The sequence below is a fragment of the Thalassobium sp. R2A62 genome (assembly GCF_000161835.1).
Classification (GTDB): domain Bacteria; phylum Pseudomonadota; class Alphaproteobacteria; order Rhodobacterales; family Rhodobacteraceae; genus Thalassobium.
Map to the genome: position 1 here is coordinate 387,073 of NZ_GG697169.2, position 21,467 is coordinate 408,539.

Consider the following 21,467-nt stretch of genomic DNA (forward strand, 5'->3'; position numbering starts at 1 on the left):
AGGAACCGTACTTCCATTTCTGACGAACCGTGGTCTGTTTGTGTCGTTGCTGTCAAAAAATGACGAGGTAGCTTCCAACCGAAGCAGTGCCGAGTGAGTATCTCCAGAATTATGCAAAACAACCCCGTAAACAACCTCGTAAAATAGCCCCGTATCGGTGATTATAACTGATAATCTATGATTTTATGGGAGTTTTGGGTGTGATACGATGCCCTGATCGAGCGTCGTTGTTCACGAAAATTTGGGGAATGACCACTCGGTCGTTGGAGCAATGGCCCCTTGCGCGGCAGAGCCCCGCTCCCCGCTCCCCGCTCCCCGCTCGCCGTAGGCGCTGATCGTGAGATCATGATCCCTATGACACAGTAGCTGTCAAAGACGTCGCCAACGCAGATTGGTGCTGCGTATCTTCAACCAGTAGACATGTCTCAGAAAAAGGCCCGAGCCTATTGATTGGCGCGTTCGGCTTCGATCCGGCGCCAAACAGCGACGTTGCTGTTGTGGTCGTCGAGGTTTGTTGCAAATGCGTGCCCACCCGTGCCGTCCGCCACAAAGAAGATATATTCGGTGGTGTCTGGGTTCAGCGCCGCTTCGATCGCCGCGCGCCCTGGATTTGCGATTGGGGTGGGGGGCAGTCCGGCGATCACATAGGTGTTCCACGGTGTTTCGCGGCGCAGTTCGGATTGACGCAGTCCACGACCCAAGATGCCTTCGCCCTTGGTAATGCCATAGATGACTGTCGGGTCGGTTTGCAGCTTCATCCCGCGGTTTAGGCGGTTGGTAAAGACGCTGGCGACTTGGAACCGTTCGTCTGCCACGCCAGTCTCTTTTTCAACGATAGAGGCGAGCACGAGGGCCTCTTCTGGAGAGGCAAGAGGGAGGTCTGATGCGCGCTTGGACCATGCGTCTGCAAGGATGCGCTCTTGGGCTGACGTCATGCGCGTGATCACGTGTGAAACGGCCATCTCGGGGGTCAGTTCGTAGCTGTCTGGCGCGAGGGAACCTTCGGGTGGTGTGTCAGAGAATTCTTCCCCCATCACTTCTAACCCATTGAGGGCATTGACAACTTGCCAGCTGGTTACGCCTTCGGCCACAGCGACACGGTAGCGTGTGTCGGATAGGTCGCGGACGCGAGTGTAGTCTTCGGGGGTTTCGTCAACTTCGGGATTGAACGATGCCTTTTCAACAAAGCGGTTGGTTGCAGGGTCCAGTTGACGGACTTGGGTTGTGACGCTGTTGATGCCAACACGGTAGACGACTTCTGTGCCGCAAGTAGATTGGCCGCCGCGTGTCACGATGTCGATGATTTCTTCCATCGTGCTGGCCTCTGGGACCAGAAAGCTGCCTGCCTTCAGTTGGCTGGTTTTGTCAGTGTAGTCGGCGCCCATGCGGAACAGCGCGCGCGAACCGATGGCGCCTTGTTCGACTAGGTCTTCGGACACACGGGTCATGTTTGAGCCGCTTTCAACACGCAGACAGATCGCTTGGTCCAGCGGACCCTCAGCGCGGAACTGTTGCTGGCCCCAAACAATGACACCCGCCACTAAGAAGGCTGCGACAACGAGAAATGTCAGTGCGTTCGAGGCGATGTGGCGCCACATTAGCCAGTCACCTTGCCAAAGACGACGGACGCATTGGTGCCACCAAAGCCAAAGGAGTTCGACAAGGCGATGTTGATTTCTCGCTCGACTTTCTTGTTGGGGGCAAGGTCAACGGAGGTCTCGATCGCTGGGGTGTCGAGGTTGATGGTGGGCGGGGCCACCTGATCGCGGATCGCGAGGATCGAGAACACAGCTTCGATTGCGCCTGCAGCGCCCAAAAGGTGGCCTGTCGCAGATTTGGTTGACGACATGGTCACCGAGCCTGCTGCGTCGCCCATCATCCGTTCGACAGCGCCCAATTCAATGACGTCTGCCATGGTCGATGTGCCGTGGGCGTTGATATAATCGACATCCGCAGGTTCGATACCGGCGTGCTTGAGCGCGGCGCGCATGGAGCGTTCACCGCCTTCGCCGTCTTCGGACGGGGCTGTGATATGGTAGGCGTCGCCAGAAAGGCCGTAACCCAGCACTTCTGCATAGATTTTGGCGCCGCGTGCTTTGGCGTGTTCGTATTCTTCGAGAACGACGACACCGGCACCTTCGCCCATCACAAATCCGTCGCGGTCTGCGTCGTAGGGACGGGACGCTTTGGTTGGATCGTCGGCGCGTTTGGTCGACAACGCCTTGCATGCGTTGAAACCTGCAATACCGATTTCACAAATGGATGCTTCGGCACCACCAGCGATCATCACGTCAGCATCGCCGTATTTGATCAGGCGAGATGCATCACCAATCGCGTGCGCGCCGGTTGAGCACGCTGTGACCACAGCATGGTTAGGGCCTTTGAACCCGTATTTGATGCCGACCTGGCCCGAAACCAGGTTGCTCAGCGCACCAGGGATAAAGAAGGGGCTGACGCGGCGTGGGCCGCGCTCTTTGATCATCACTGCTGTTTCTGCGATGGATTTCAGGCCACCGATGCCAGAGCCGATCATGACGCCAGTCCGCTCGAGGCTCTCTTGATCCTCGGGCATCCAGCCAGCGTCTTCTACAGCTTGCTGGGCTGCTGCGACACCAAAGAGGATAAAGTCATCAACTTTGCGCTGTTCTTTGGGGGCCATATAGGTGTCGGCATTGAATGTGGCGTCTGTGCCGTCCCCCAAGGGAACTTCGCATGCATACCCAGTGCCAAGGTGAGAGGCATCAAATTGCTTGATTGTGCCCGCGCCAGACTGTCCGCCTAAAAGACGCGACCATGTAGGCTCGACGCCGTCTGCCAAAGGGGTGACGAGACCCAAGCCTGTTACAACTACTCGACGCATATTCTGCCCTCGCTTTTGATCACATGTGGGCATCTATTTATGCGCGATCCCCACATCGTTTCGCGCTGGATACAACGGCAAGCCCCTATGGGGCAAGAGCAACGGTCAATGAAAGAACTGCGTGCACTTTTGAGACCTTGGAATCGGCAAAGGCCCGCGCAGATTTTGTTGCGCTTTGTCTTGCTTTGGTGTGGAGGGACAGGGCCATGTCGAGGGCAAAGAAACCCAAGCAGGATTCGGATTCGGTGCGAAAGAAAGGGCCGTCGGGTGATGGTCATATGAATGAAGTGTCAGCCAAAGAAAAACGCGCCCAAGCTGTGTGCTGAGCGCGTTTTTAAATGTCGTGGGACGGATCCGTCCATGTCCGCCGCGATGGCGGTTCGGGCGTCTTAGGAAGCGGCCGAGATGAACTTTACGGCGTCGCCGAAAGTCTGAATGGTTTCAGCAGCGTCGTCTGGGATTTCGATGCCGAATTCCTCTTCGAACGCCATAACCAGTTCAACGGTGTCCAGGCTGTCTGCGCCCAGGTCGTCGATAAAGGACGCGGCTTCCGTCACTTTGTCTTCTTCTACACCAAGGTGCTCTACTACGATCTTACGAACGCGATCTGCGACGTCGCTCATGTGCAAGTCCTCATCTTTTGGGGGCCGAGGCCCATAGGGTGCATGCGAGAGTTGCATGCTGTGTTGCCCATATGGGCGGCTTAGTGAACCTTAGGTAAGGTCCGATCAGCCGTGGCGCAAGGTCCACAGCCTTTTGGTTGTGCGCCGCCTATAGCATAGGTGCGACAAGGTGCAAATGGTTTCGCAAGCACACAGTTTTGGCCGGTTACAGCGCGTTGACGAGCGCCGCGGCACAAGGTGAAACACCTGCTTGGGGCGCTTGAGAGGTTAAGTAAGTCCTATCATTGCGAACGGTGGTTGAAACCTAAGTTACTGGTAAGGCTTGACTTTATGGGGTTTTGTGGGTTGGTTCTCAGTTTGTAGCTAGAGGCCAATTTGTCAGTCTGGGCAGCGTGGACGACAGGCCTGATGTGGCTTTCCCTTTGTGGCGGTTTCCCCCCAATACAGGCAGTTCATTATGAAAATGGATCAAAAACAGACCCCCGAGCAGGGTGGCGTGCGAGGTGAAGTGGGTGAGGCTTTGCCAATGGAACGGCTAGGCGACAGTTTGGTTTTGTTCCGCCGCATTAGTGCCGATTTGACTGAAATGCTCCGGCGAATGGACGCCGGAGAGGACGGTTCAGCCACTGAAATGACGAAACGACAAAAGGAACTCGAGGCGGCTTTGCGGCTGTCTTTGGAACTGGAGAAACGGCTTGATGAACGATCAGACAAGGAAAACGGGCTCCTTGGGGAGGTCATCGACTTTGACGCAACACGGCGTTCGATCAGGTGCAAGCTTGGTCGCTTGCGCAGATGTAGCAGATCAGGCCGCGTTTCTGAGTGAACTTGATGAGGCAGAGCTTCGTGCTCTGCCTTTTCTTTTTGAGTTCTGAGCGTTCGAGCATCAGTTGCCGCCCGAGGGGCACTGGCGCACATGGGTAATTTTGGGCGGTCGCGGTGCTGGCAAAACGCGCGCAGGCGCAGAATGGGTGCGTGCGCAGGTCGAGGGATCAGGGCCGCTGGATGTGGGGCCAGCGACCCGTGTTGCATTGGTCGGTGAGACAATTGAACAAGCCCGCGAGGTGATGGTCTTTGGTGAGAGTGGGATTTTGGCCTGTTCGCCCGATGACCGTCGTCCGGTTTGGAGCACTACGCGTCGCCAACTGTGTTGGCCGAACGGCGCAGTCGCTCAGCTGTTTTCGGCCAGTGATCCTGAGCGGCTGCGTGGACCGCAGTTTGATGCGGCATGGGTGGATGAGCTGGCCAAATGGAAAAAGGGCCAAGAGGCGTGGGATATGCTGCAGTTTGGTATGCGGCTAGGCGATGATCCGCGTGTCTGTGTGACGACAACGCCGCGCAATGTGGGTGTGCTACGAAGTTTATTGGCACGATCGTCGACGGTGACGGCTCATGGCACAACCGAAGCGAATGCGGCGCATTTGGCGGACGCGTTTCTGGATGAGGTGCGCACAAGATACGCTGGCACGCGATTGGGGCGCCAGGAATTGGATGGTGTGTTGCTTGCGGATGCTGAGGGCGCGTTGTGGACGTCGAAGGGGTTAGAGGCCAGTCATGTAGAAGTCGTGCCGCAGTGCGATCGCGTGTTGGTATCGGTGGATCCGCCGGTCACAGGGCACATGGGATCGGATGATTGCGGAATTATCGTAGTAGGCGTGACGATGGACGGGCCACCACAAGATTGGCGGGCATATGTGATCGAGGATGCAACAGTTGCGGCTGCGTCACCGCTTGAGTGGGCCGAGGCCGCGGTTGCGGCATACCACCGCCATGGGGCAGAATGTTTGGTGGCTGAGGTGAACCAAGGCGGATCACTGGTAGAAGCCGTCGTCCGACAGGTCGATCCGCTGGTGTCATATACATCTGTCCGCGCGAGCAAGGGCAAGGTGGCCCGGGCAGAGCCAGTGGCCGCGCTGTATGAACAAGGGCGGGTGCATCATGTCGGTTCGCGGGTTGTCTTGCTTGATGGCGTGCCTGAGCAAATTGGCTTGGCGGCGAGTGCGCGCGATGTGGCGCGGCACTTCCGATATGGTCCTGCTCTGCGGCCCAATGACGATCCGTCCTACCAATACGAGGTGCAGGCGTTCCAAGGGATCGGCCTGCGGCCATACGCGCCATGTCACATCAACGTGGTTCAAGACGGAGGAGACACGGCCGTCTCATGGATCCGCCGAACGCGAATTGATGGGAACGCTTGGGTCGGGTTGGACGTGCCATTGGGCGAGGCCAGTGAGCAATATCTGGTACGTGTCATTGTTGAAGGGGCGATTGTCCGTGAAACCGTCGTGACCTCGACAACCTGGACCTATTTTACAGGCCTGCGATCTGCGGATACTGGTGGGGCGAATTACCAGCTTGCGGTCGCGCAAGTGTCTGAAAAGTTTGGACCAGGTCCATTCAGATCGGTGGATGTCGCAGCCTGATGCGGGGGCTGTTGGTCGAAGATATCATCATGGCGGCACGGGCGGCGATGTCCGTGCCGCCAGAGGCGCAGGACCAGTTGGTTGCGGATATGCTGCGGGACCCGCATCTCGCAGATTGTGCCCGCAAACGGCTAGGTCGCGGTTTGGCCGGACGTGGGGAAGGGGCGCTGATGTCAGCCGCAACGGCGCGACCGTTGGCGCCTTTGCCGGGCAGATGCATCGTGGAATTCCTCGCGGCGATGCGGATCGTCATTGATGGGATAACCTGTTGGAAAGCGAGAATTGCCGATCAAAATCAGTGATTGAGAGCATCACGGGTTTGTTCTTGGCCTCGGGTGCCTATCTAGGGTAGGACAAGGGCCTGATACGAGGATATCCCCATGGGTAAGCTGAATACAAATGTGACATCTGTCGATCCGGTCTGGGATCGGATCAAGTCAGAGGCAACCGAGGCCGTCGCAGGAGAGCCGCTGTTGGGCGGTCTCGTGCATTCTAGCATTTTGCATCACGACACGCTTGAGGCAGCTTTGGCATTTCGCATGTCGATGAAGCTTGCATCCGGTGAAATGTCTGAACAGATTTTGCGCGAGATCGCAGATGAGGCATATGCCGCGGCACCGGAGCTGTCGGCCGCTGCGCGTGCAGATCTGGTGGCCGTGTTCGAACGCGACCCAGCTTGTCACCGGTTTATTCAGCCGTTGCTGTATTTCAAAGGGTTCCAAGCGATCCAAGCTTACCGTATGGGGCATTGGCTGTGGGAACAGGGCCGCAAAGATTTATCCTATTTCATTCAAATGCGCGTGTCCGAAGTTTTTGGCATCGACGTGCATCCAGCCGCTAAGATTGGGCAGGGGATCATGATCGATCACGCCCATTCGATCGTCATTGGTGAAACGGCTGTGGTCGGCGACAATGTATCGATGCTGCATTCCGTCACATTGGGTGGTACAGGCAAAGAAGACGACGACCGTCATCCCAAGATCGGCGATGGTGTTTTGATCGGTGCCGGCGCCAAGGTTCTAGGGAACATCGAGATTGGCCATTGCAGCAGGATTGCAGCGGGTTCAGTCGTTCTGGAAACTGTCCCTCCGATGAAGACCGTTGCGGGTGTGCCTGCGCGGATCGTGGGCGAGGCGGGCTGTTCACAGCCGTCCCTAACGATGGATCAGTTGCTGAACGACGGCGCTTAATTCTAGCCAAGACATGCGAAAAAGGCCCCACTGAATATCAGTGGGGCCTTTTTTGTGTGTGACTGGCGCGTAGCACCAGACACCAGAGTTTTGTTTCCCAGAGCTGTTAGGCCAGCATACCCATCGGGTTTTCGAGATTGTCGACGATGGATTGCAATAATTCAGCGCCCAAAGCGCCGTCAATCACACGGTGGTCGACGGACAAGGTACACGACATGATTGTCGCAACGCCAAGCTCGCCATCCGCGCCAACATGTGGGCGTTTCTTGCCAGCACCAACCGCAAGGATTGCGCCATGCGGCGGATTGATCACCGCGTCAAAGTTGTCGATGCCAAACATACCGAGGTTTGAAATGGCAAAGCTGCCGCCCTGATATTCGTGAGGTGCCAGTTTGCGGTCACGGGCGCGGGACGCGAGATCCTTCATTTCAGCCGAGAGGGCCGAGAGAGATCTGTTTTCTGCATCTTGAAGAACAGGTGTAAACAGGCCGCCTTCGATCGCCACGGCCACGGCAACATCAGATGCTTCCATTTTGAGTGTGCGATCACCCGCCCAAACGGCGTTTGCCTCGGGGTTTGATTGAAGGGCCAATGCACAGGCCTTGATGATAAAGTCATTGACGCTGAGTTTGACGCCGCGGGCCTCAAGCTGTTTGTTCAGCTGCGCGCGGAAGGACAACAGGTTGTCGATCTGGATGTCACGACGCAGATAGAAGTGCGGAATGGTTTGTTTGGCCTCGGTCAAACGTGTCGCAACCACCTTGCGCATACCGCTGAGCGGTACTTCTTCGAAACTGCGACCTTCGTACATCTTGATGACAGCATCTGACGACGGACCCGACGCCATAGGGGCCGTCGTGGCTGCTGGAGCGCTTGCCGCAGGTTTCGCGGGTTGGGCTGCGGCACCTTGGACGTCCGCCTTGACGATGCGACCCTTTGGACCGGAACCAGCCATTTGGCTCAGGTCAAGCCCTTTGTCTGCTGCGATGCGACGGGCAAGTGGTGACGCAAAGATGCGCGTTCCGTTGTTGGCAACTGGTGCCGCTGCTGGTGCTGAAGGCGCAGCTGCTACAGGTGCTCCTGGCGCATCGTCGGATTTTGCTGCCGGAGCAGGGGCCGCGGCCGCTGCTGGGGCGGACCCGATGTCGTCTGCGCTTTCGCCGTCTTCAAGAAGAACAGCGATTGCTGTGTTCACAGCCACACCTTCGGTGCCTTCGGCGATCAGGATCTTGCCGATCGTACCTTCGTCGACGGCTTCGAATTCCATCGTGGCTTTGTCGGTTTCAATCTCGGCCAAAAGATCGCCAGACGAAACTGTGTCGCCTTCTTTGACGAGCCATTTGGCCAGTGTGCCTTCTTCCATCGTAGGCGAGAGGGCGGGCATGAGGATTTCTGTTGGCATCTGCGCGCTCCCTTAGCGGTATGTGACGGATTTGACGGCTTCGACCACTTCATCAGCGGTGATCAGCGCGTGCTTTTCGAGATTGGCGGCATAAGGCATTGGAACATCCTTGCCGGTGCAATTTACAACCGGCGCGTCGAGGTAATCGAACGCCTGCTGCATGATAACCGAACTGATGTAGTTGCCGACGCTGCCCTGAGGCCAGCCTTCTTCAACTGTGACACAACGGTTTGTCTTGCGCACAGACGCGAGGACCGTCTCGGTGTCCATTGGGCGCAGGGTCCGCAGGTTGATCACTTCGGGGTTGATACCGTCAGCTGCCAATTTCTCGGCGGCTTCAAGCGCATAGGTCATACCGATGCCAAACGACACGATGGTGACATCGTCGCCCGAGCGTTCGATCTTGGCCTTGCCAAACGGAATGGTGAAATCATCCATGACCGGCACATCAAAGGATTTGCCGTACATGATTTCGTTTTCGAGGAAGATCACTGGGTTGGGGTCACGGATCGCAGTCTTCATTAGACCTTTTGCATCCGCTGCTGAGTAGGGCATCACAACCTTGAGGCCCGGCACCTGCATATACCATGCAGCGTAGTCCTGAGAGTGTTGTGCACCAACACGTGCAGCAGCACCGTTTGGACCACGGAACACCATAGGAGCCCCCATCTGACCACCCGACATATAGAGTGTCTTGGCGGCAGAGTTAATAATGTGATCAATGCCTTGCATGGCAAAGTTAAATGTCATGAACTCGACGATCGGGCGCAAACCGCCAAAGGCCGCACCTGTGGCGATACCCGCAAATCCGTGCTCGGTGATCGGCGTATCGATAACCCGTTTGGCGCCGAATTCATCCAGCATACCCTGGGAAATCTTATAGGCACCTTGGTATTCGGCGACTTCTTCACCCATCAAGAAAACGCTGTCGTCGCGGCGCATCTCTTCGGCCATCGCGTCACGCAATGCTTCGCGAACAGTGGTTGATTTGACCTCGGTTCCCTCGGCCCAATCGGGTGTCGCGTCGACGACAACGGGCGCAGGTGCTGCGGCTGCTGAAGGTGCCACCGGTGCGGCGGGTTCTGCGCTTGCAACTGGGGCAGGGGCTGAAGCAAGGCTGTCAATCGCTGACGCGTCGTCGCCTTCTTCGAGAAGAACTGCGATTGCTGTGTTCACAGCCACACCTTCGGTGCCTTCGGCGATCAGGATTTTACCGATCGTACCTTCGTCGACGGCTTCGAATTCCATGGTGGCTTTGTCGGTTTCGATTTCAGCTAGGATGTCCCCGGACGAAACTGTGTCGCCTTCTTTGACCATCCATTTAGCGAGCGTGCCTTCTTCCATCGTGGGCGAGAGGGCGGGCATGAGAATTTCTGTTGCCATGATTTATACGTCCTCTTGCGCGTAGATGTCTGTCCAAAGCTCTTCGAGTGCGAGCTCGGGGCTCTCTTTCGAGAATTCCGCGGCCTCGTTCACGATCGCTTTGATCTCTTTGTCGATGGATTTGAGGTCGTCCTCGGACGCGTGCTTGCCGGTCAGCAAGAGATCGCGAACCTGTTCGATCGGATCACGCTCGTCGCGCATCTTTTGAACTTCTTCGCGGGTCCGGTATTTCGCAGGATCCGACATAGAGTGGCCGCGATAGCGATAGGTTTTGACCTCTAGGATGTAGGGTCCTTTGCCAGCGCGGCAGTGGGCGACAGCCTTTTCACCGGCTTCTTTGACAGCGAGAACATCCATGCCGTCAACTTCTTCGCCTTCGATGCCGTAAGCTGCACCGCGTTCCCACAAGGACGGGGATTTGGTCGAGCGTTGAACGCTTGTACCCATGGCGTACTGGTTGTTTTCAATTACAAAAACCACCGGAAGGTCCCAAAGTTCTGCCATGTTGTAGGTCTCGTAGACTTGACCTTGGTTGGCCGCACCATCACCGAAATAGGCGAATGTCACGCGGTCGTTGCCTTTGTACTTGTCCGAGAATGCAAGGCCAGCCCCCAGTGGAACCTGAGCCGCAACAATGCCGTGGCCGCCGTAGAAATGCTTTTCCTTGGAAAACATGTGCATCGAGCCGCCTTTACCCTTGGAAAAGCCGCCTTCGCGTCCGGTCAATTCGGCCATGATACCCTTGGGGTCCATTCCGCAGGCCAGCATGTGGCCGTGATCTCGGTAGGATGTGACGCGCTTGTCGCCTTCGTCGGCGGCAGCTTCGAGACCGACAACAACGGCCTCTTGTCCAATGTAGAGGTGGCAGAAGCCGCCAATCAGTCCCATGCCGTAAAGCTGGCCAGCCTTTTCTTCAAAGCGCCGGATCAACAGCATCTCGCGATAATGGCCCAGCAATTCGTCTGCTGAGACATTCGGTTTCTTGGTGGATTTCTTGGCTGCCATCTTGGGCCGTCCTCCCCGACGTTATGAAAGTAGTTTAGTGTTAAACTATCTCATAGCCTAAATGGATCGGAAATACAAAACCGGAATAGTCGCAGCAGGTCTGCGCCCAGTGCATAGCGGTTTTTAAGTGTAAAATAGGGGATATAGTTAGCGAATGACGATTTCGTCTGCGCGGATCATGCCAAGTACATCGCGGGCTTGGGTGTCCAAGAGGTCAAGGTCGAGATATTTGTCCGACAAACGTTGGGTCAGGTTTTCCATGGTGTCAACCTGTGCCTGAACTTCGGCCAGCTCAACAGCCAAGGTATCTGCCTCGGCGTCGACCTGGGCCCGTTTAAAGACGCCAAAGTCGCCCTGCACAGCCGCAAACGTGAAATATAGCCCCAGCATGAAAATGCAGGAGAAATACATCAAGGCGCCAAAAGCGGGGCGTTTTCTTAGGGTCATCTGGTCTGCCTCAGTCCAGTTATCAAACAGCTCTTGTTGGCTGGTTCGGGCAGAATCGCACATCTGATTCGTTTTGGGAATCCCCTTTATGTGGGGGGGATGTCCTTGGCGTGGGCAGATGTTGCGTTTTTAGAAAAGGGTGGGGGCACGCCGATTGTGCAGCGTGCCCTAGGTTTTAGGCTTTGCCGCGGTAGATATCGACGATCTTGCCCAGCATATTGAGCGCGTCGGCACGCGAGCGCTGGAAGGAGTTGCGTCCAATGATCGAGCCGTTGCCGCCGCCATCGCGGATTGCGCGGGCGTCGTCATAAATGGCGTCGGCACCTTTTTTCGACCCGCCCGAGAACACCATGATGCGGCGTCCGGCAAAGGCGCTGTCGACGCAGTTTTTGACGCGCGCTGCTTGGGTTGCGATGTCGATCGCTTCATCTTGGTAGACAGATTTGGCTTCTTTCAGCGACAGATGGTCCGTCGACAGCTTGATCTTGATGATATGTGCACCAAGCAGTGCCGCGATTTGTGCGGCATAGGCTGCGATGTCGATGGCTGTTTCGCCGTCCTTGTCCAACGCTTCGCCGCGCGGGTAAGACCAGATCACTGTGGCGATGCCAACGGCCGCTGCCTCGCGGCGCATTTCAGCGATTTCTTCAAACATGCCCAGACCAGCGGATGATCCTGGATAAATCGTAAAGCCGATGGCCGACGCGCCCAGGCGTAACGCGTCATCCACGCTGCCAGTGATAGCTTGGGTTTTGGGCTGTTCGTCTGGCATCAACGAATTTGCTGAGTTCACTTTGAGGATCGTTGGAATTTGACCCGCAAATGTGTCAGCGCCGGCCTCTAGCATACCCAAAGGGGCCGCATAGGCATTCAGGCCGGCATCAATCGCCAGTTTGTAGTGATAGTGCGGGTCGTATGCGTCTGGATTCGGTGCAAAGGACCGTGCCGGGCCATGCTCAAATCCTTGGTCGACGGGCAGAATAACCATCTTGCCCGTGCCACCCAGTTTGCCCGTCATCAATATCCGGTTGAGGTTCGCTTTGACACCAGGCGTCTCGCCTTCGTAGTTCTTGAGAATTTGGGAAACGGCGCGTGTAGCTTTCATGGCAGACCTCTGAATTAACGTTCTGAGGACGCCATAAGGGGCAGCAAAAAATGTTGCAAATGTATTAGCGCTAACGTTTCGTGTGTTTGCGCTAGCATCAGGTTTTGTCGCCGGATATTCCGGCGTTTAGCCTCCTAAAGCCGCGACGCCGGGCAATTTTTTGCCTTCCATCCATTCAAGAAACGCACCACCGGCGGTCGAGATGTATGTGAAATCAGCTGCAGCACCGGCTTGGTTCAATGCAGCAATCGTATCACCGCCACCTGCCACGGAAACGAGTGATCCATCGCGTGTGTGCTGTGCTGCGATCTGCGCACAGGCGATTGTGGCTGTGTCGAATGGCTCGATCTCGAATGCGCCCAGTGGACCATTCCAGATCAACGTGTTGAGGTCGCCAATTTGTAAAATTACTGCAGCCACGCTTGCGGGACCTGCATCAAGTACCATTTGGTCGGCGTCGAGTACGGTCTCGGCGGTCAGTTCGATCTCTTCAAAGTTCGCACCAGCAGCGAAGGCACGTGAGACAAGACCGTCAGTTGGCAGAACCAGAGCGCATCCAGTTGTATGTGCCTTGGCCATGATTTCACGGGCGGTGTCCAGCAGGTCAGCTTCTACCAGAGATGCGCCCAATTGTGCGCCTTGGGCCATCAGGAACGTATTTGCCATGCCGCCCCCAATGATAAGCACGTCCAGTTTTTCAACAAGGTTGTTTAACAGGTCGAGCTTGGTCGAGACTTTGGCCCCGCCAACCACCGCCCCGACAGGACGTTGTGGGTCGCCAAGTGCTTTTTCTAGAGCGGCAAGCTCTTCGGCCATCAAACGTCCGGCACAGTTTGGCAAGAGTTCGGCCACACCAGTGGTCGATGCGTGCGCGCGGTGCGCCGCTGAGAACGCATCATTGCAATAGATGTCACCGAGGGTCGCAAGAAAACCGGCCATTTTGGGGTCGTTTGCTTCTTCCATCGCGGAAAAGCGGGTGTTTTCGATCAGGACAACAGCGTCTTGGGGGAGAGCATCGAATGCCTCGCGGCTGGGTCGTTCGATGAATGTGACCGCGGTGCAAAAGGCCGCCTCGAGCGCTGGAACAAGCGGTTTGAGGGACATCTCGGGGACAACTTGACCTTTTGGACGGCCAAAGTGGGCCAAGAGAACCGGCTTGCCGCCTGAGGCTAGAATATCGCGAATGGTTGGGACGATCCGGTCAATGCGGGTCGTGTCAGTGACAGCGCCATTTTCGACGGGAACGTTGATATCAACGCGCGTCAGCACTGTTTTGCCATCCAATTCCATGTCGTCGAGTGTTTTCCAGCCCATCTCAAACCCCTTCTGGTTGGTAATTTGGGGTCTACCTCTTACGTATGCGCGATGAGGTCAACTGGCGACCTTGGCATTCTGCGCATGGGACACTAGGGTCCGGCGCGAAACAATACACTCTGAGGAGCAGGCAAATGGCCGATATTAAAGATCCCGAAAACACAATCCTGATGGAACTCAAAGACGGCACAGTAACCATCGAGTTGCTGCCAGATGTAGCACCCAAGCACGTCGAGCGGATGAAAGAGCTGGCTCGTTCCGGTGCATATGACAATGTCGCCTTTCACCGTGTGATCGACGGCTTTATGGCCCAGACTGGTGACGTCGCAAACGGCAACATGGAAAACGACTTTAACATCCGCATGGCCGGTACGGGCGGTTCTGACATGGCTGACCTGCCAGCAGAATTCTCCAAAGTTCCGCACGCGCGTGGATCGCTAGGCGCAGCCCGTTCGCAAAACCCAGACAGCGCAAACAGCCAGTTCTTTATCAACTTTGGCGACAACAACTTCTTGAACGGTCAATACACTGTCTACGGACAGGTGACATCTGGAATGGAGCATGTTGATGCGATCGCACGTGGCGAGCCGCCAATGAATCCGGACCGCATGATTTCGGTCAAGGTAGCCGCAGATGCGTAAGGCGCTGGCGGCACTTGCGATTGTTGCTGCACCGGGTGGTGTCCAGGCCGCTGGCCTCGACATCACTGTTGCGGGCGAAGCAAACGGCACCATCTCTGTTGATCTGTTCGAAGAAGTCGCACCTTTGCACGTCGAGCGGATCACGGCACTGGCGGGTGAGGGTGCCTATGATGGCGTGGTCTTTCACCGCGTGATCGAAGGCTTCATGGCGCAAACAGGCGATGTGCAGTTCGGTAAGGCGGGTGAAGACACCAGCCGTGCTGGTATGGGCGGATCAGATTTGCCCGACCTGCCAGCCGAGTTTTCGAACGAGTTGTCGTTCGAGCGTGGCGTGATTGGCATGGCGCGGTCGCAGAACCCGAACTCGGCCAACAGCCAGTTCTTTATCATGTTTGAGTCCAGTGCATTTCTGGACGGACAATACACCATCGTCGGCCAAGTCACGGCTGGTATGGAAACCGTCGACGCGATCAAATTGGGCCAAGGCCCGAACGGGTCGGTTCTGGGCGAGCCTGACCGAATGGTCACCGTGGCCGTCACCGAATAAGAACAACCTCGCGCAGCATCACAGTTGCGCGAGAGACCTATCACTGGGCGTGGTTCCTTGGCACAGTTTGGCCAAAAGGAGCCGCGCCCATGTTTTTTAGAACCCTCGCATCTGCTGCTGTGATTGCCCTGTCTGGCAGTCTGGCCAACGCCTCGCCTGAATTTTGGTCATTCGAATGGCCCGACACGGACTTTGAAAAAACGACCGTAGAAAACTGGGTTGAGATTCTATCGGGTGGGCCCCCCAAGGACGGTATTCCTGCATTAACGGATCCCCAATTCATTCGCGTCGCGGACGAGATGGACATTGGCGGCCGCGAGCCGGTGATCGCTGTTGAAATCGACGGTGCTGAACCACGTGCCTATCCGGTGCGGTATCTGACGTGGCATGAGATTGTGAATGATACTGTGGCAGGGGTCCCGATTGCGGTGACGTTTTGCCCATTGTGCAATTCAGGCATCACATTTGATCGGCGCACCGAAGCCGGGGTTCTGAATTTTGGCGTATCGGGCAAGTTGCGCAATTCGGATATGGTGATGTTTGACCGCGAAACTCAAAGCTGGTGGCAGCAGGCCATCGGCACTGGCATTGTGGGCGAGCTGACAGGTGTCGAACTGTTTCAATTGCCGACTTGGATGGAAAGCTGGGACCAATTCCGCGCGCGCAATCCCGACGGGATCGTGATGGCCGAACCGACAGGTCACAATCGCCCCTATGGATCAAACCCTTATGTTGGCTACGACGGGTCACACCGACCGTTCCTATATTCCGGCGAATTGCCGCCCCATGATATCCCCGCGCTGGTCCGTGTGGTCCGTGTGGGTGAACAGGCTTGGCCTGTTTCCCGCCTGCGCGCTGGCACCGTATCAGAGAACGGTTTGACGCTGTCTTGGGAAGAGGGGCAAGTCTCGGCCTTGGACGCGCGCGACATTGCAGAGGCCAAAGAAGTCGGCACTGTGCGTGTGCGCGATGCATCTGGCGCGGATGTGGCCCATGACGTGATGTTCGCCTTCGCCTTCCATGCGTTTTTCCCAGATGGCGAATGGATGCTAGGTAGCTAGGACGCGAGCGGGGTTCTCATGGCGATACGCCGGACCCCGCGTGAAAGAAAGCCGGTTGGCGCCGTATAAACCCACGTCCCCCCTAGGGCGCGTGGGACGGCGCCGGTCCCCAGTTTGAAACGCGCCAAACCGGGCGCATGCTGTGTTTCGATCCCCCCCAAATCCAACAGGCTGTGCCCTTGGGCTGCGAGCCAACGACTGGCACGCCAGATCAACGCACAATGCGCGTGAACGTTCCGGCCTGCGTCACTGCTCCAGCCAATGTGATAGGTGGCCACGGCGCCGTGGCGCAACATCATGATCGCTGCAATGGGTTTGCTTTGGGCGTAGGCAGTCCAGACATGGGTGCTTGTTGGGTTGGTGGATGCAAAGGCATGGGTTAGGGCAGGTGGCCATCCACGAAACCCTTTGCGCCGCTGTTGGTCTTGGTCCGATTGCAGAAGCCAGCCGTGACCATCAGGATCAAAGGAACGGCGATCTACACAAAGATTGGCCCGTTCTGCTGCGACCAACCGATTGCGCCATTTACCGTGCATGAGGTTGCGTTGATCCGCTTCAGATTGCGTCAACGCAAGTTCGGCGATTGACCGTGGGGTTACAATTTGAACGGCCCCAAACGCACGAAGCCGAGCCGCCTGTTCCGCGGTCTCGGCATTGATCAGAACGATGCGGGCTTGTTGGGCTAAGACGTCGATTGGAACCTCGGCGGCTCTTGAAACAAGAGCAACCTGACCCAACATGGGCAACCGCCGCCGAAGAACCATCGTGCCATCAACATAGTCTGCATCGGCCCCAATGAGGGTCAATGCGCGATGATATGTAGGATGCTGTTGCAGCGGGATTATCGAGGTCATCCCGCGATTAACCGGCTATTTACCTAAAATGTGATTAATCGCGGACATGAAAAACAAATCCGTCATGGGTCACGTAATTCCGCCGCCAACGTCGACAGTGTTATTGCGCCTGTTTCTGGGCATCGCGGTTGCTATCTCCGCGATGTGCCTTGTGGCTGTGGTGCAGGCGATTATTTAGCCCAGCTGGACCAATGCATGACGTTTCTTGCCAGCGGACAGCTTGATTGGTGTAACCAAATCCGCGGCTTGCAAGACCATGCCAGCGTCGGTCAGGGCTTCGTCATTCATCTTGGCCCCGTTGTCAGCGATCAAGCGTTTGGCCTCTTTGCCTGATCCGGCAAGGCCGGACCGCACGATCAGCTGCACAACCGAAATGCCATCGGACACGTCGTCAGCGGTCAAAGTCAACGTTGGCAGATCATCGCCCACGCCGCCCTTTTCAAACACTTCGCGCGCAGTTGCCTCGGCGGCAGCGGCGGCATCTTTGCCGTGCAACAATTTGGTGACTTCGTTGGCGAGCACGATCTTGGCCTCGTTGATGTCGGACCCTTCGAGCGCGCCGAGACGATCACATTCGGCGATCGGCAGGTCGGTGTAGAGCTTGAGGAACCGACCAACGTCATCGTCGTTGGTGTTGCGCCAGAACTGCCAGAATTCGTAGGGCGCGCACATCTCGGCATTCAGCCAAATGGCACCATCCTGCGATTTGCCCATCTTCTTGCCATCGCTGGTTGTCAAAAGAGGAGAGGTCAGGCCATAGATTTCATGATCCAAAACCCGGCGCGTCAGGTCGATGCCGTTAACGATATTGCCCCACTGGTCGCTGCCGCCCAACTGTAACAGACAGCCGTACCGACGGTTCAATTCAAGGAAATCATACGCCTGTAGGATCATGTAATTGAATTCGAGGAACGACAGGCTTTGCTCGCGATCCAGTCGCGATTTGACGCTTTCGAATGCCAACATGCGGTTCACACTGAAATGGCGACCAATGTCGCGCAGGAAATCGAGGTAATTCAGGTCTTCGAGCCATTCAGCGTTGTTCAGCATCAACGCCTGAGTGTCGTCACCGGACTCGTAGTCAATATAGGCGGCAAAGACCTGCTTGATCCCAGCGATGTTTGCATTGATCTGTTTGGTGGTCAGCAACGGACGCTCGTCCGCGCGGAACGACGGGTCACCGACCTTGGTCGTGCCGCCACCCATCAAGGTGATCGGCTTGCCGCCACATTTTTGCAGCCAGCGCAGCATCATGATTTGGATCAGTGATCCAACATGCAACGACTGGGCAGTTGCATCAAAACCGATGTACGCCGGCACAACGCCCGCGGCAAACGCATCATCCAAACCTTGATAGTCGGTACAGTCGGCCAAAAAGCCACGTTCGATCATCACGGTGATAAAGTCGGATTTTGGATGGTAGGTCATCGATCGGTCCCTTAGAATTACTCCGAACTCTATAGGCGCGCCACGCGCAAAGGGGAAGCGTATGTTGAATTCAGGACCAGTGACAGCCCTAGGCGCGATGTCCGGGACATCGTTGGACGGTGTGGATGCCGCCGTGGTGGTCACGGATGGCGTGACAATCAGCAGCTTTGGACCGACTGCATACCGTGCATATTCGGATGCCGAACGAGGGGTCTTGCGCGGTGTTTTAGGCCGTTGGCATGACGACGATGTGGCGCAAGCCGCCGAAGTGATTGAAACGGTCCACGCCCAGGTTTTGTCTGGCTTTGAGAACATCGATGTCGTGGGCTTTCATGGTCAAACACTGGCCCATGATCCGCAGGATCGTGGAACCCATCAGGCGGGGTCAGGTGATGTCTTGGCGGCGGTTCTGGATGTTCCTGTGGTCTGGGACTTTCGCAGCGCTGATGTGCAGCTAGGCGGGCAAGGGGCCCCTCTGGCACCGTTTTTCCACTTTGCCTGCGGTCGCTTTATCGGGGCGTCCGAGCCCATCGCGTTTTTGAACCTCGGTGGGGTCGGGAATGTGACCTACGTTGATCCCAGCTATGATCAACCCGAAGAAGACGGCGCGCTGTTGGCGTTCGATACTGGTCCTGCCAATGCCCCATTGAATGACCTGATGCGCGCGCGATGTGGTGTCGAGATCGACAAAGGCGGCGCATTGGCATTGTCGGGCACAGCGGACCAATCAATTGTCGATGCGTTCTTGTCGGATCGTTATTTTGCAAAGATGCCGCCCAAGTCGCTGGACCGCGATAGTTTCTCCCAGCTGTCTGAGGCTGTTGCTGAGTTAAGCGACGCAGATGCAGCGGCTACTTTGACCGCATGTGTGGCGCAGTCTGTTTCCCAAGGGTGTTCCTATTTCTCGACGGCAGTTGCCCAGATCCTCGTGTGCGGCGGGGGGCGGCATAATGCGGCCCTGATGCAGGCATTGGCACAGGCCGTACCGGCGCGTGTCGTGCCTGTCGAAGAGGTGGGGCTAGATGGGGATATGTTAGAGGCCCAAGCTTTTGCTCATTTAGCGGTTCGCGTCATGCGCGGCTTGCCCACGTCGGGGCCCAGCACGACCGGTGTCCGCGGTGCCGTTGCTGGTGGCACCCTAAGTCAGCCGAGCTAGACGCGGCCGGCCGCTCGCAGTCGCTTAAACAGCGCATCCTGATCGGGGTGGTTCAGTTCCAACGCAAAGACATACGCATGGGTTAGATAGAAACATGCGGCATCTATGTCGGCTGCTTGATCCGCCGCTTGGGTATAGAGCGCGACCAACGCCCATTGATCACCCTGCGCATGTGCCGCCAACAGCCGTGTGTCGAGCTCGTTCATTCGGCAGCGCGATGCGTCTCGATTTTGGTTGCAACCCAATCATGAAAACAATGCGTTGGGCCGTCCATCGCAGGTGAAAAACGCCCACCATTAAAATGCGGTGCATGGCGGCCCTTTTGCATGCCTTCGACAACAAAAATATCTTCTTCGAAAACCTCTTTCCAAAGGGTGGCATTCTTGATCCGCAAACCTTGGTCAATCGTCGCGGATGCATAGTAGAGATGAACGTGTTCAATCGTCTGCTGCGTCGATTTCGGCTCGAGAATAATCGCAAAAGCATGGTCGCGTTGCGCGCCCATCAGCACGTTTGGAAAGACGGTGATATACTCAGCGCCTTCGTTCCAGAACTCGGAGAGTTCGGTAAAATCAGGCAATGTTTGACCAGCATCGTCGGTCAGTTGGCGATACACCAAAGTGCCTTGGCCCGAAAACTTGCCTTTTTCGTCAATGTGATAGTGGTCTTCTAGCCGTGAATAACTGTTGAGACCCGGATGGACCCACGGCAGGTGGTAGCTTTCAGAATAGTTTTCGACGGCGAGCTTCCAGTTGGTCTGGACATCTAGATCAAACCGGCTGTCTTCACCGCCATGATGGTGGGGTTGGTCAAACTCTTTCCACCGGTCCATCAGGTCGGCATTCACCACCTCAAAGGGCTCGGCTGTGCCCGAGATGTTCACAAATACGATGTCGCGCCAGATGTAGCTGGCGATTTCGGTTAATCCGAGGTCGTCCTTCTTGATCGCCTCATGCGTATTGTGGCCTGGGCCGCCGACATGGGGTGTCGACACCAGCTTGCCTGCCGTCGAATAGCACCAGCTGTGATAGGGGCAGCGGATCGCCCCCTCAATCTTGCGAGGCGCATCTACTAAAATCATGCCGCGGTGACGGCAGATGTTTTGAAACACCCGCACTTCGCCCTCGCGGGACCTGATCAGTAATAGTGGAACGCCGAGAAATTCAATCGGCTTGGCATCTCTGGCCTCGGGAACGTCTGATGCGACGGCTAGTCCTGTCCAGCTGTCAAAGAGGATGGCGTGTTTCTCTTCTTGGAACACCGCATCGTCAATATAATGCGCGTTGGGCAACCCGTTCGCAGTTTCCAGAGGCTGGCGGACAGGGGCGAGGTCGGTCGTGTCGAGGTCTTTTGCCATGATGCGATTCCCTAAAGATACAACACAAAAGGTACCGCATTTCTGAGCGCAGACTTTTATCACCGCGACCTGCGTTTTTCTCACAGCGACATGTTCACAGCTCAACAAGTGAGAAAGCGCCCAAATCCGATGTGTGGGTCGGACATCCTCTGCCGATCGCATCATCGTTCGCGAAAATGCGCGGAGGATTGCAGGCAATTCCCGCTAAACGGGCAGGAAGCCGCGCGAAAATGGATGATTGGATACTGGTTCTAGCGTGACGAAAGCGTATTGGGGCAAACCCTGTGACGAGCCGCCAATCACGGCGCTCGTTCTCACCACTCACGAGACTACAAACAGGAGACGACCCATGACCAAGACCGTTTTTGCCCTGAGCCTCGCTGGTACCACGCTGATTGCGACCACTGCATTCGCAATGGAAATTGATCCGGCGGTCGATACGGATGGCGATGGCCTCTACAGCTTTCCCGAGTTGACCGAGGCCTATGCCGAAATGAACGAAGAACTCTTTGTTGCGATCGATGCCAATGCAGACGGCGCGATCGACGCAGAAGAGATGGTCGCAGCACAAGACGCGGCCCTGTTGCCTGTGACAGACGGATAAACCCCAGATCCGCACGTCTGTCTTAAGTGCTCCTTCCCGTGCCTGTGCGTGGGAAGGAGTTAAGCTA

Annotated in this window: 22 protein-coding genes and 1 pseudogene; 10 read left to right on the forward strand and 13 right to left on the reverse strand. The window is 56.4% G+C overall.

What is annotated here, in order from left to right; genetic code table 11:
* Positions 1-443: 443 nt before the first annotated feature.
* The 3 genes from mltG to TR2A62_RS01935 form a co-directional block, all read right to left on the reverse strand.
* Positions 444-1,598, reverse strand: coding sequence for an endolytic transglycosylase MltG (mltG, locus tag TR2A62_RS01925; protein WP_009158626.1), 1,155 nt, complete (start codon positions 1,596-1,598; stop codon positions 444-446).
* Entirely contained in the window at positions 1,598-2,860 is a 1,263-nt protein-coding gene (fabF, locus tag TR2A62_RS01930) for a beta-ketoacyl-ACP synthase II (RefSeq protein WP_009157585.1), read from the reverse strand. Before fabF ends, mltG begins: the two co-directional genes overlap by 1 nt.
* Before the next feature lie 389 nt (positions 2,861-3,249).
* The gene (locus TR2A62_RS01935; RefSeq protein WP_009158003.1) at positions 3,250-3,483 is read right to left on the reverse strand and encodes an acyl carrier protein; all 234 of its coding nucleotides are present in this window, start codon (positions 3,481-3,483) and stop codon (positions 3,250-3,252) included.
* A 457-nt stretch (positions 3,484-3,940) separates the two neighbouring features.
* On the opposite strand from TR2A62_RS01935, the gene TR2A62_RS18930 reads away from it, so the two are divergent.
* From TR2A62_RS18930 to cysE, 4 genes and pseudogenes are all read left to right on the forward strand, one after another.
* Positions 3,941-4,309, forward strand: a complete 369-nt coding sequence (locus TR2A62_RS18930) for a hypothetical protein (RefSeq protein ID WP_009159079.1) — start codon at positions 3,941-3,943, stop codon at positions 4,307-4,309.
* Positions 4,310-4,373: 64 nt separating this feature from the next.
* A pseudogene (locus TR2A62_RS18935) lies at positions 4,374-5,426 on the forward strand (DNA-packaging protein); the annotation flags it as partial.
* A gap of 479 nt (positions 5,427-5,905) precedes the next feature.
* The gene (locus TR2A62_RS01950) at positions 5,906-6,208 is read left to right on the forward strand and encodes a hypothetical protein (protein ID WP_009157462.1); all 303 of its coding nucleotides are present in this window, start codon (positions 5,906-5,908) and stop codon (positions 6,206-6,208) included.
* 78 nt (positions 6,209-6,286) lie between these two features.
* Positions 6,287-7,096: a serine O-acetyltransferase gene (cysE, locus tag TR2A62_RS01955; RefSeq protein WP_009160757.1), complete on the forward strand. Its 810-nt coding sequence runs from the start codon at positions 6,287-6,289 to the stop codon at positions 7,094-7,096.
* 106 nt (positions 7,097-7,202) lie between these two features.
* On the opposite strand, the gene TR2A62_RS01960 is transcribed toward cysE, so the two are convergent.
* From TR2A62_RS01960 to pgk, 6 genes are all read right to left on the reverse strand, one after another.
* Positions 7,203-8,498, reverse strand: a complete 1,296-nt coding sequence (locus TR2A62_RS01960; RefSeq protein ID WP_009159755.1) for a pyruvate dehydrogenase complex dihydrolipoamide acetyltransferase — start codon at positions 8,496-8,498, stop codon at positions 7,203-7,205.
* A gap of 12 nt (positions 8,499-8,510) precedes the next feature.
* A complete protein-coding gene (locus TR2A62_RS01965; protein WP_009157754.1) occupies positions 8,511-9,881 on the reverse strand; it encodes a pyruvate dehydrogenase complex E1 component subunit beta in 1,371 nt (456 codons plus the stop codon).
* 3 nt (positions 9,882-9,884) lie between these two features.
* Positions 9,885-10,886, reverse strand: a complete 1,002-nt coding sequence (gene pdhA, locus TR2A62_RS01970; RefSeq protein ID WP_009158774.1) for a pyruvate dehydrogenase (acetyl-transferring) E1 component subunit alpha — start codon at positions 10,884-10,886, stop codon at positions 9,885-9,887.
* A 147-nt stretch (positions 10,887-11,033) separates the two neighbouring features.
* Entirely contained in the window at positions 11,034-11,333 is a 300-nt protein-coding gene (locus TR2A62_RS01975) for a septum formation initiator family protein (protein WP_040821025.1), read from the reverse strand.
* Between the two features lie 175 nt (positions 11,334-11,508).
* The gene (locus TR2A62_RS01980) at positions 11,509-12,438 is read right to left on the reverse strand and encodes a class I fructose-bisphosphate aldolase (RefSeq protein WP_009159425.1); all 930 of its coding nucleotides are present in this window, start codon (positions 12,436-12,438) and stop codon (positions 11,509-11,511) included.
* A gap of 126 nt (positions 12,439-12,564) precedes the next feature.
* Entirely contained in the window at positions 12,565-13,752 is a 1,188-nt protein-coding gene (gene pgk / locus TR2A62_RS01985) for a phosphoglycerate kinase (RefSeq protein WP_009160859.1), read from the reverse strand.
* A 134-nt stretch (positions 13,753-13,886) separates the two neighbouring features.
* On the opposite strand from pgk, the gene TR2A62_RS01990 reads away from it, so the two are divergent.
* The 3 genes from TR2A62_RS01990 to TR2A62_RS02000 all read left to right on the forward strand — a co-directional run bounded on the left by TR2A62_RS01990 (position 13,887) and on the right by TR2A62_RS02000 (position 16,001).
* Entirely contained in the window at positions 13,887-14,393 is a 507-nt protein-coding gene (locus tag TR2A62_RS01990; RefSeq protein WP_009157286.1) for a peptidylprolyl isomerase, read from the forward strand.
* Positions 14,386-14,940, forward strand: coding sequence for a peptidylprolyl isomerase (locus TR2A62_RS01995; protein WP_009159017.1), 555 nt, complete (start codon positions 14,386-14,388; stop codon positions 14,938-14,940). Before TR2A62_RS01990 ends, TR2A62_RS01995 begins: the two co-directional genes overlap by 8 nt.
* An 89-nt stretch (positions 14,941-15,029) precedes the next feature.
* The gene (locus TR2A62_RS02000) at positions 15,030-16,001 is read left to right on the forward strand and encodes a DUF3179 domain-containing protein (RefSeq protein ID WP_009160448.1); all 972 of its coding nucleotides are present in this window, start codon (positions 15,030-15,032) and stop codon (positions 15,999-16,001) included.
* On the opposite strand, the gene TR2A62_RS02005 is transcribed toward TR2A62_RS02000, so the two are convergent.
* Positions 15,998-16,855, reverse strand: coding sequence for a GNAT family N-acetyltransferase (locus tag TR2A62_RS02005; RefSeq protein ID WP_009159791.1), 858 nt, complete (start codon positions 16,853-16,855; stop codon positions 15,998-16,000). The genes TR2A62_RS02000 and TR2A62_RS02005 overlap by 4 nt on opposite strands.
* A 46-nt stretch (positions 16,856-16,901) precedes the next feature.
* On the opposite strand from TR2A62_RS02005, the gene TR2A62_RS19305 reads away from it, so the two are divergent.
* The gene (locus TR2A62_RS19305; protein ID WP_009160515.1) at positions 16,902-17,033 is read left to right on the forward strand and encodes a hypothetical protein; all 132 of its coding nucleotides are present in this window, start codon (positions 16,902-16,904) and stop codon (positions 17,031-17,033) included.
* Here the strand turns inward: TR2A62_RS19305 and tyrS are convergent.
* Positions 17,030-18,283, reverse strand: coding sequence for a tyrosine--tRNA ligase (gene tyrS, locus TR2A62_RS02010; RefSeq protein ID WP_009160566.1), 1,254 nt, complete (start codon positions 18,281-18,283; stop codon positions 17,030-17,032). The two genes, TR2A62_RS19305 and tyrS, sit on opposite strands and share 4 nt — an antisense overlap.
* A gap of 61 nt (positions 18,284-18,344) precedes the next feature.
* Between tyrS and TR2A62_RS02015 the strand changes: the two genes are divergently transcribed.
* Positions 18,345-19,439 carry an anhydro-N-acetylmuramic acid kinase gene (locus TR2A62_RS02015; RefSeq protein WP_009158300.1) on the forward strand — a complete coding sequence of 365 codons (1,095 nt, stop codon included), beginning with the start codon at positions 18,345-18,347 and terminating at the stop codon, positions 19,437-19,439.
* Here TR2A62_RS02015 and TR2A62_RS02020 read toward each other — a convergent pair.
* Positions 19,436-19,645 (reverse strand): hypothetical protein, encoded by a 210-nt coding sequence (locus TR2A62_RS02020; protein ID WP_009159214.1) that lies wholly within the window; start codon positions 19,643-19,645, stop codon positions 19,436-19,438. The two genes, TR2A62_RS02015 and TR2A62_RS02020, sit on opposite strands and share 4 nt — an antisense overlap.
* Positions 19,642-20,796: an aromatic ring-hydroxylating dioxygenase subunit alpha gene (locus TR2A62_RS02025; RefSeq protein ID WP_009158936.1), complete on the reverse strand. Its 1,155-nt coding sequence runs from the start codon at positions 20,794-20,796 to the stop codon at positions 19,642-19,644. The genes TR2A62_RS02020 and TR2A62_RS02025 overlap by 4 nt, the downstream gene beginning before the upstream one ends.
* A gap of 349 nt (positions 20,797-21,145) precedes the next feature.
* Between TR2A62_RS02025 and TR2A62_RS02030 the strand changes: the two genes are divergently transcribed.
* Positions 21,146-21,400, forward strand: coding sequence for a calcium-binding EF-hand (locus TR2A62_RS02030; protein ID WP_009159666.1), 255 nt, complete (start codon positions 21,146-21,148; stop codon positions 21,398-21,400).
* Positions 21,401-21,467 lie beyond the last annotated feature (67 nt).

Coding starts and splice junctions, on each gene's coding strand:
- TR2A62_RS18930 (WP_009159079.1), top strand. CDS start 3,941: ATGAAAATGGATCAAAAACAGACCCCCGAGCAGGGTGGCGTGCGAGGT.
- tyrS (WP_009160566.1), bottom strand. CDS start 18,283: ATGACCTACCATCCAAAATCCGACTTTATCACCGTGATGATCGAACGT.
- TR2A62_RS19305 (WP_009160515.1), top strand. CDS start 16,902: ATGAAAAACAAATCCGTCATGGGTCACGTAATTCCGCCGCCAACGTCG.
- fabF (WP_009157585.1), bottom strand. CDS start 2,860: ATGCGTCGAGTAGTTGTAACAGGCTTGGGTCTCGTCACCCCTTTGGCA.
- TR2A62_RS01990 (WP_009157286.1), top strand. CDS start 13,887: ATGGCCGATATTAAAGATCCCGAAAACACAATCCTGATGGAACTCAAA.
- TR2A62_RS02000 (WP_009160448.1), top strand. CDS start 15,030: ATGTTTTTTAGAACCCTCGCATCTGCTGCTGTGATTGCCCTGTCTGGC.
- TR2A62_RS02015 (WP_009158300.1), top strand. CDS start 18,345: ATGTTGAATTCAGGACCAGTGACAGCCCTAGGCGCGATGTCCGGGACA.
- pdhA (WP_009158774.1), bottom strand. CDS start 10,886: ATGGCAGCCAAGAAATCCACCAAGAAACCGAATGTCTCAGCAGACGAA.
- TR2A62_RS01950 (WP_009157462.1), top strand. CDS start 5,906: ATGCGGGGGCTGTTGGTCGAAGATATCATCATGGCGGCACGGGCGGCG.
- TR2A62_RS01965 (WP_009157754.1), bottom strand. CDS start 9,881: ATGGCAACAGAAATTCTCATGCCCGCCCTCTCGCCCACGATGGAAGAA.
- TR2A62_RS01980 (WP_009159425.1), bottom strand. CDS start 12,438: ATGAAAGCTACACGCGCCGTTTCCCAAATTCTCAAGAACTACGAAGGC.
- cysE (WP_009160757.1), top strand. CDS start 6,287: ATGGGTAAGCTGAATACAAATGTGACATCTGTCGATCCGGTCTGGGAT.
- pgk (WP_009160859.1), bottom strand. CDS start 13,752: ATGGGCTGGAAAACACTCGACGACATGGAATTGGATGGCAAAACAGTG.
- TR2A62_RS01960 (WP_009159755.1), bottom strand. CDS start 8,498: ATGCCAACAGAAATCCTCATGCCCGCCCTCTCGCCTACGATGGAAGAA.
- mltG (WP_009158626.1), bottom strand. CDS start 1,598: ATGTGGCGCCACATCGCCTCGAACGCACTGACATTTCTCGTTGTCGCA.
- TR2A62_RS01935 (WP_009158003.1), bottom strand. CDS start 3,483: ATGAGCGACGTCGCAGATCGCGTTCGTAAGATCGTAGTAGAGCACCTT.
- TR2A62_RS02025 (WP_009158936.1), bottom strand. CDS start 20,796: ATGGCAAAAGACCTCGACACGACCGACCTCGCCCCTGTCCGCCAGCCT.
- TR2A62_RS02005 (WP_009159791.1), bottom strand. CDS start 16,855: ATGACCTCGATAATCCCGCTGCAACAGCATCCTACATATCATCGCGCA.
- TR2A62_RS02030 (WP_009159666.1), top strand. CDS start 21,146: ATGACCAAGACCGTTTTTGCCCTGAGCCTCGCTGGTACCACGCTGATT.
- TR2A62_RS02020 (WP_009159214.1), bottom strand. CDS start 19,645: ATGAACGAGCTCGACACACGGCTGTTGGCGGCACATGCGCAGGGTGAT.
- TR2A62_RS01975 (WP_040821025.1), bottom strand. CDS start 11,333: ATGACCCTAAGAAAACGCCCCGCTTTTGGCGCCTTGATGTATTTCTCC.
- TR2A62_RS01995 (WP_009159017.1), top strand. CDS start 14,386: ATGCGTAAGGCGCTGGCGGCACTTGCGATTGTTGCTGCACCGGGTGGT.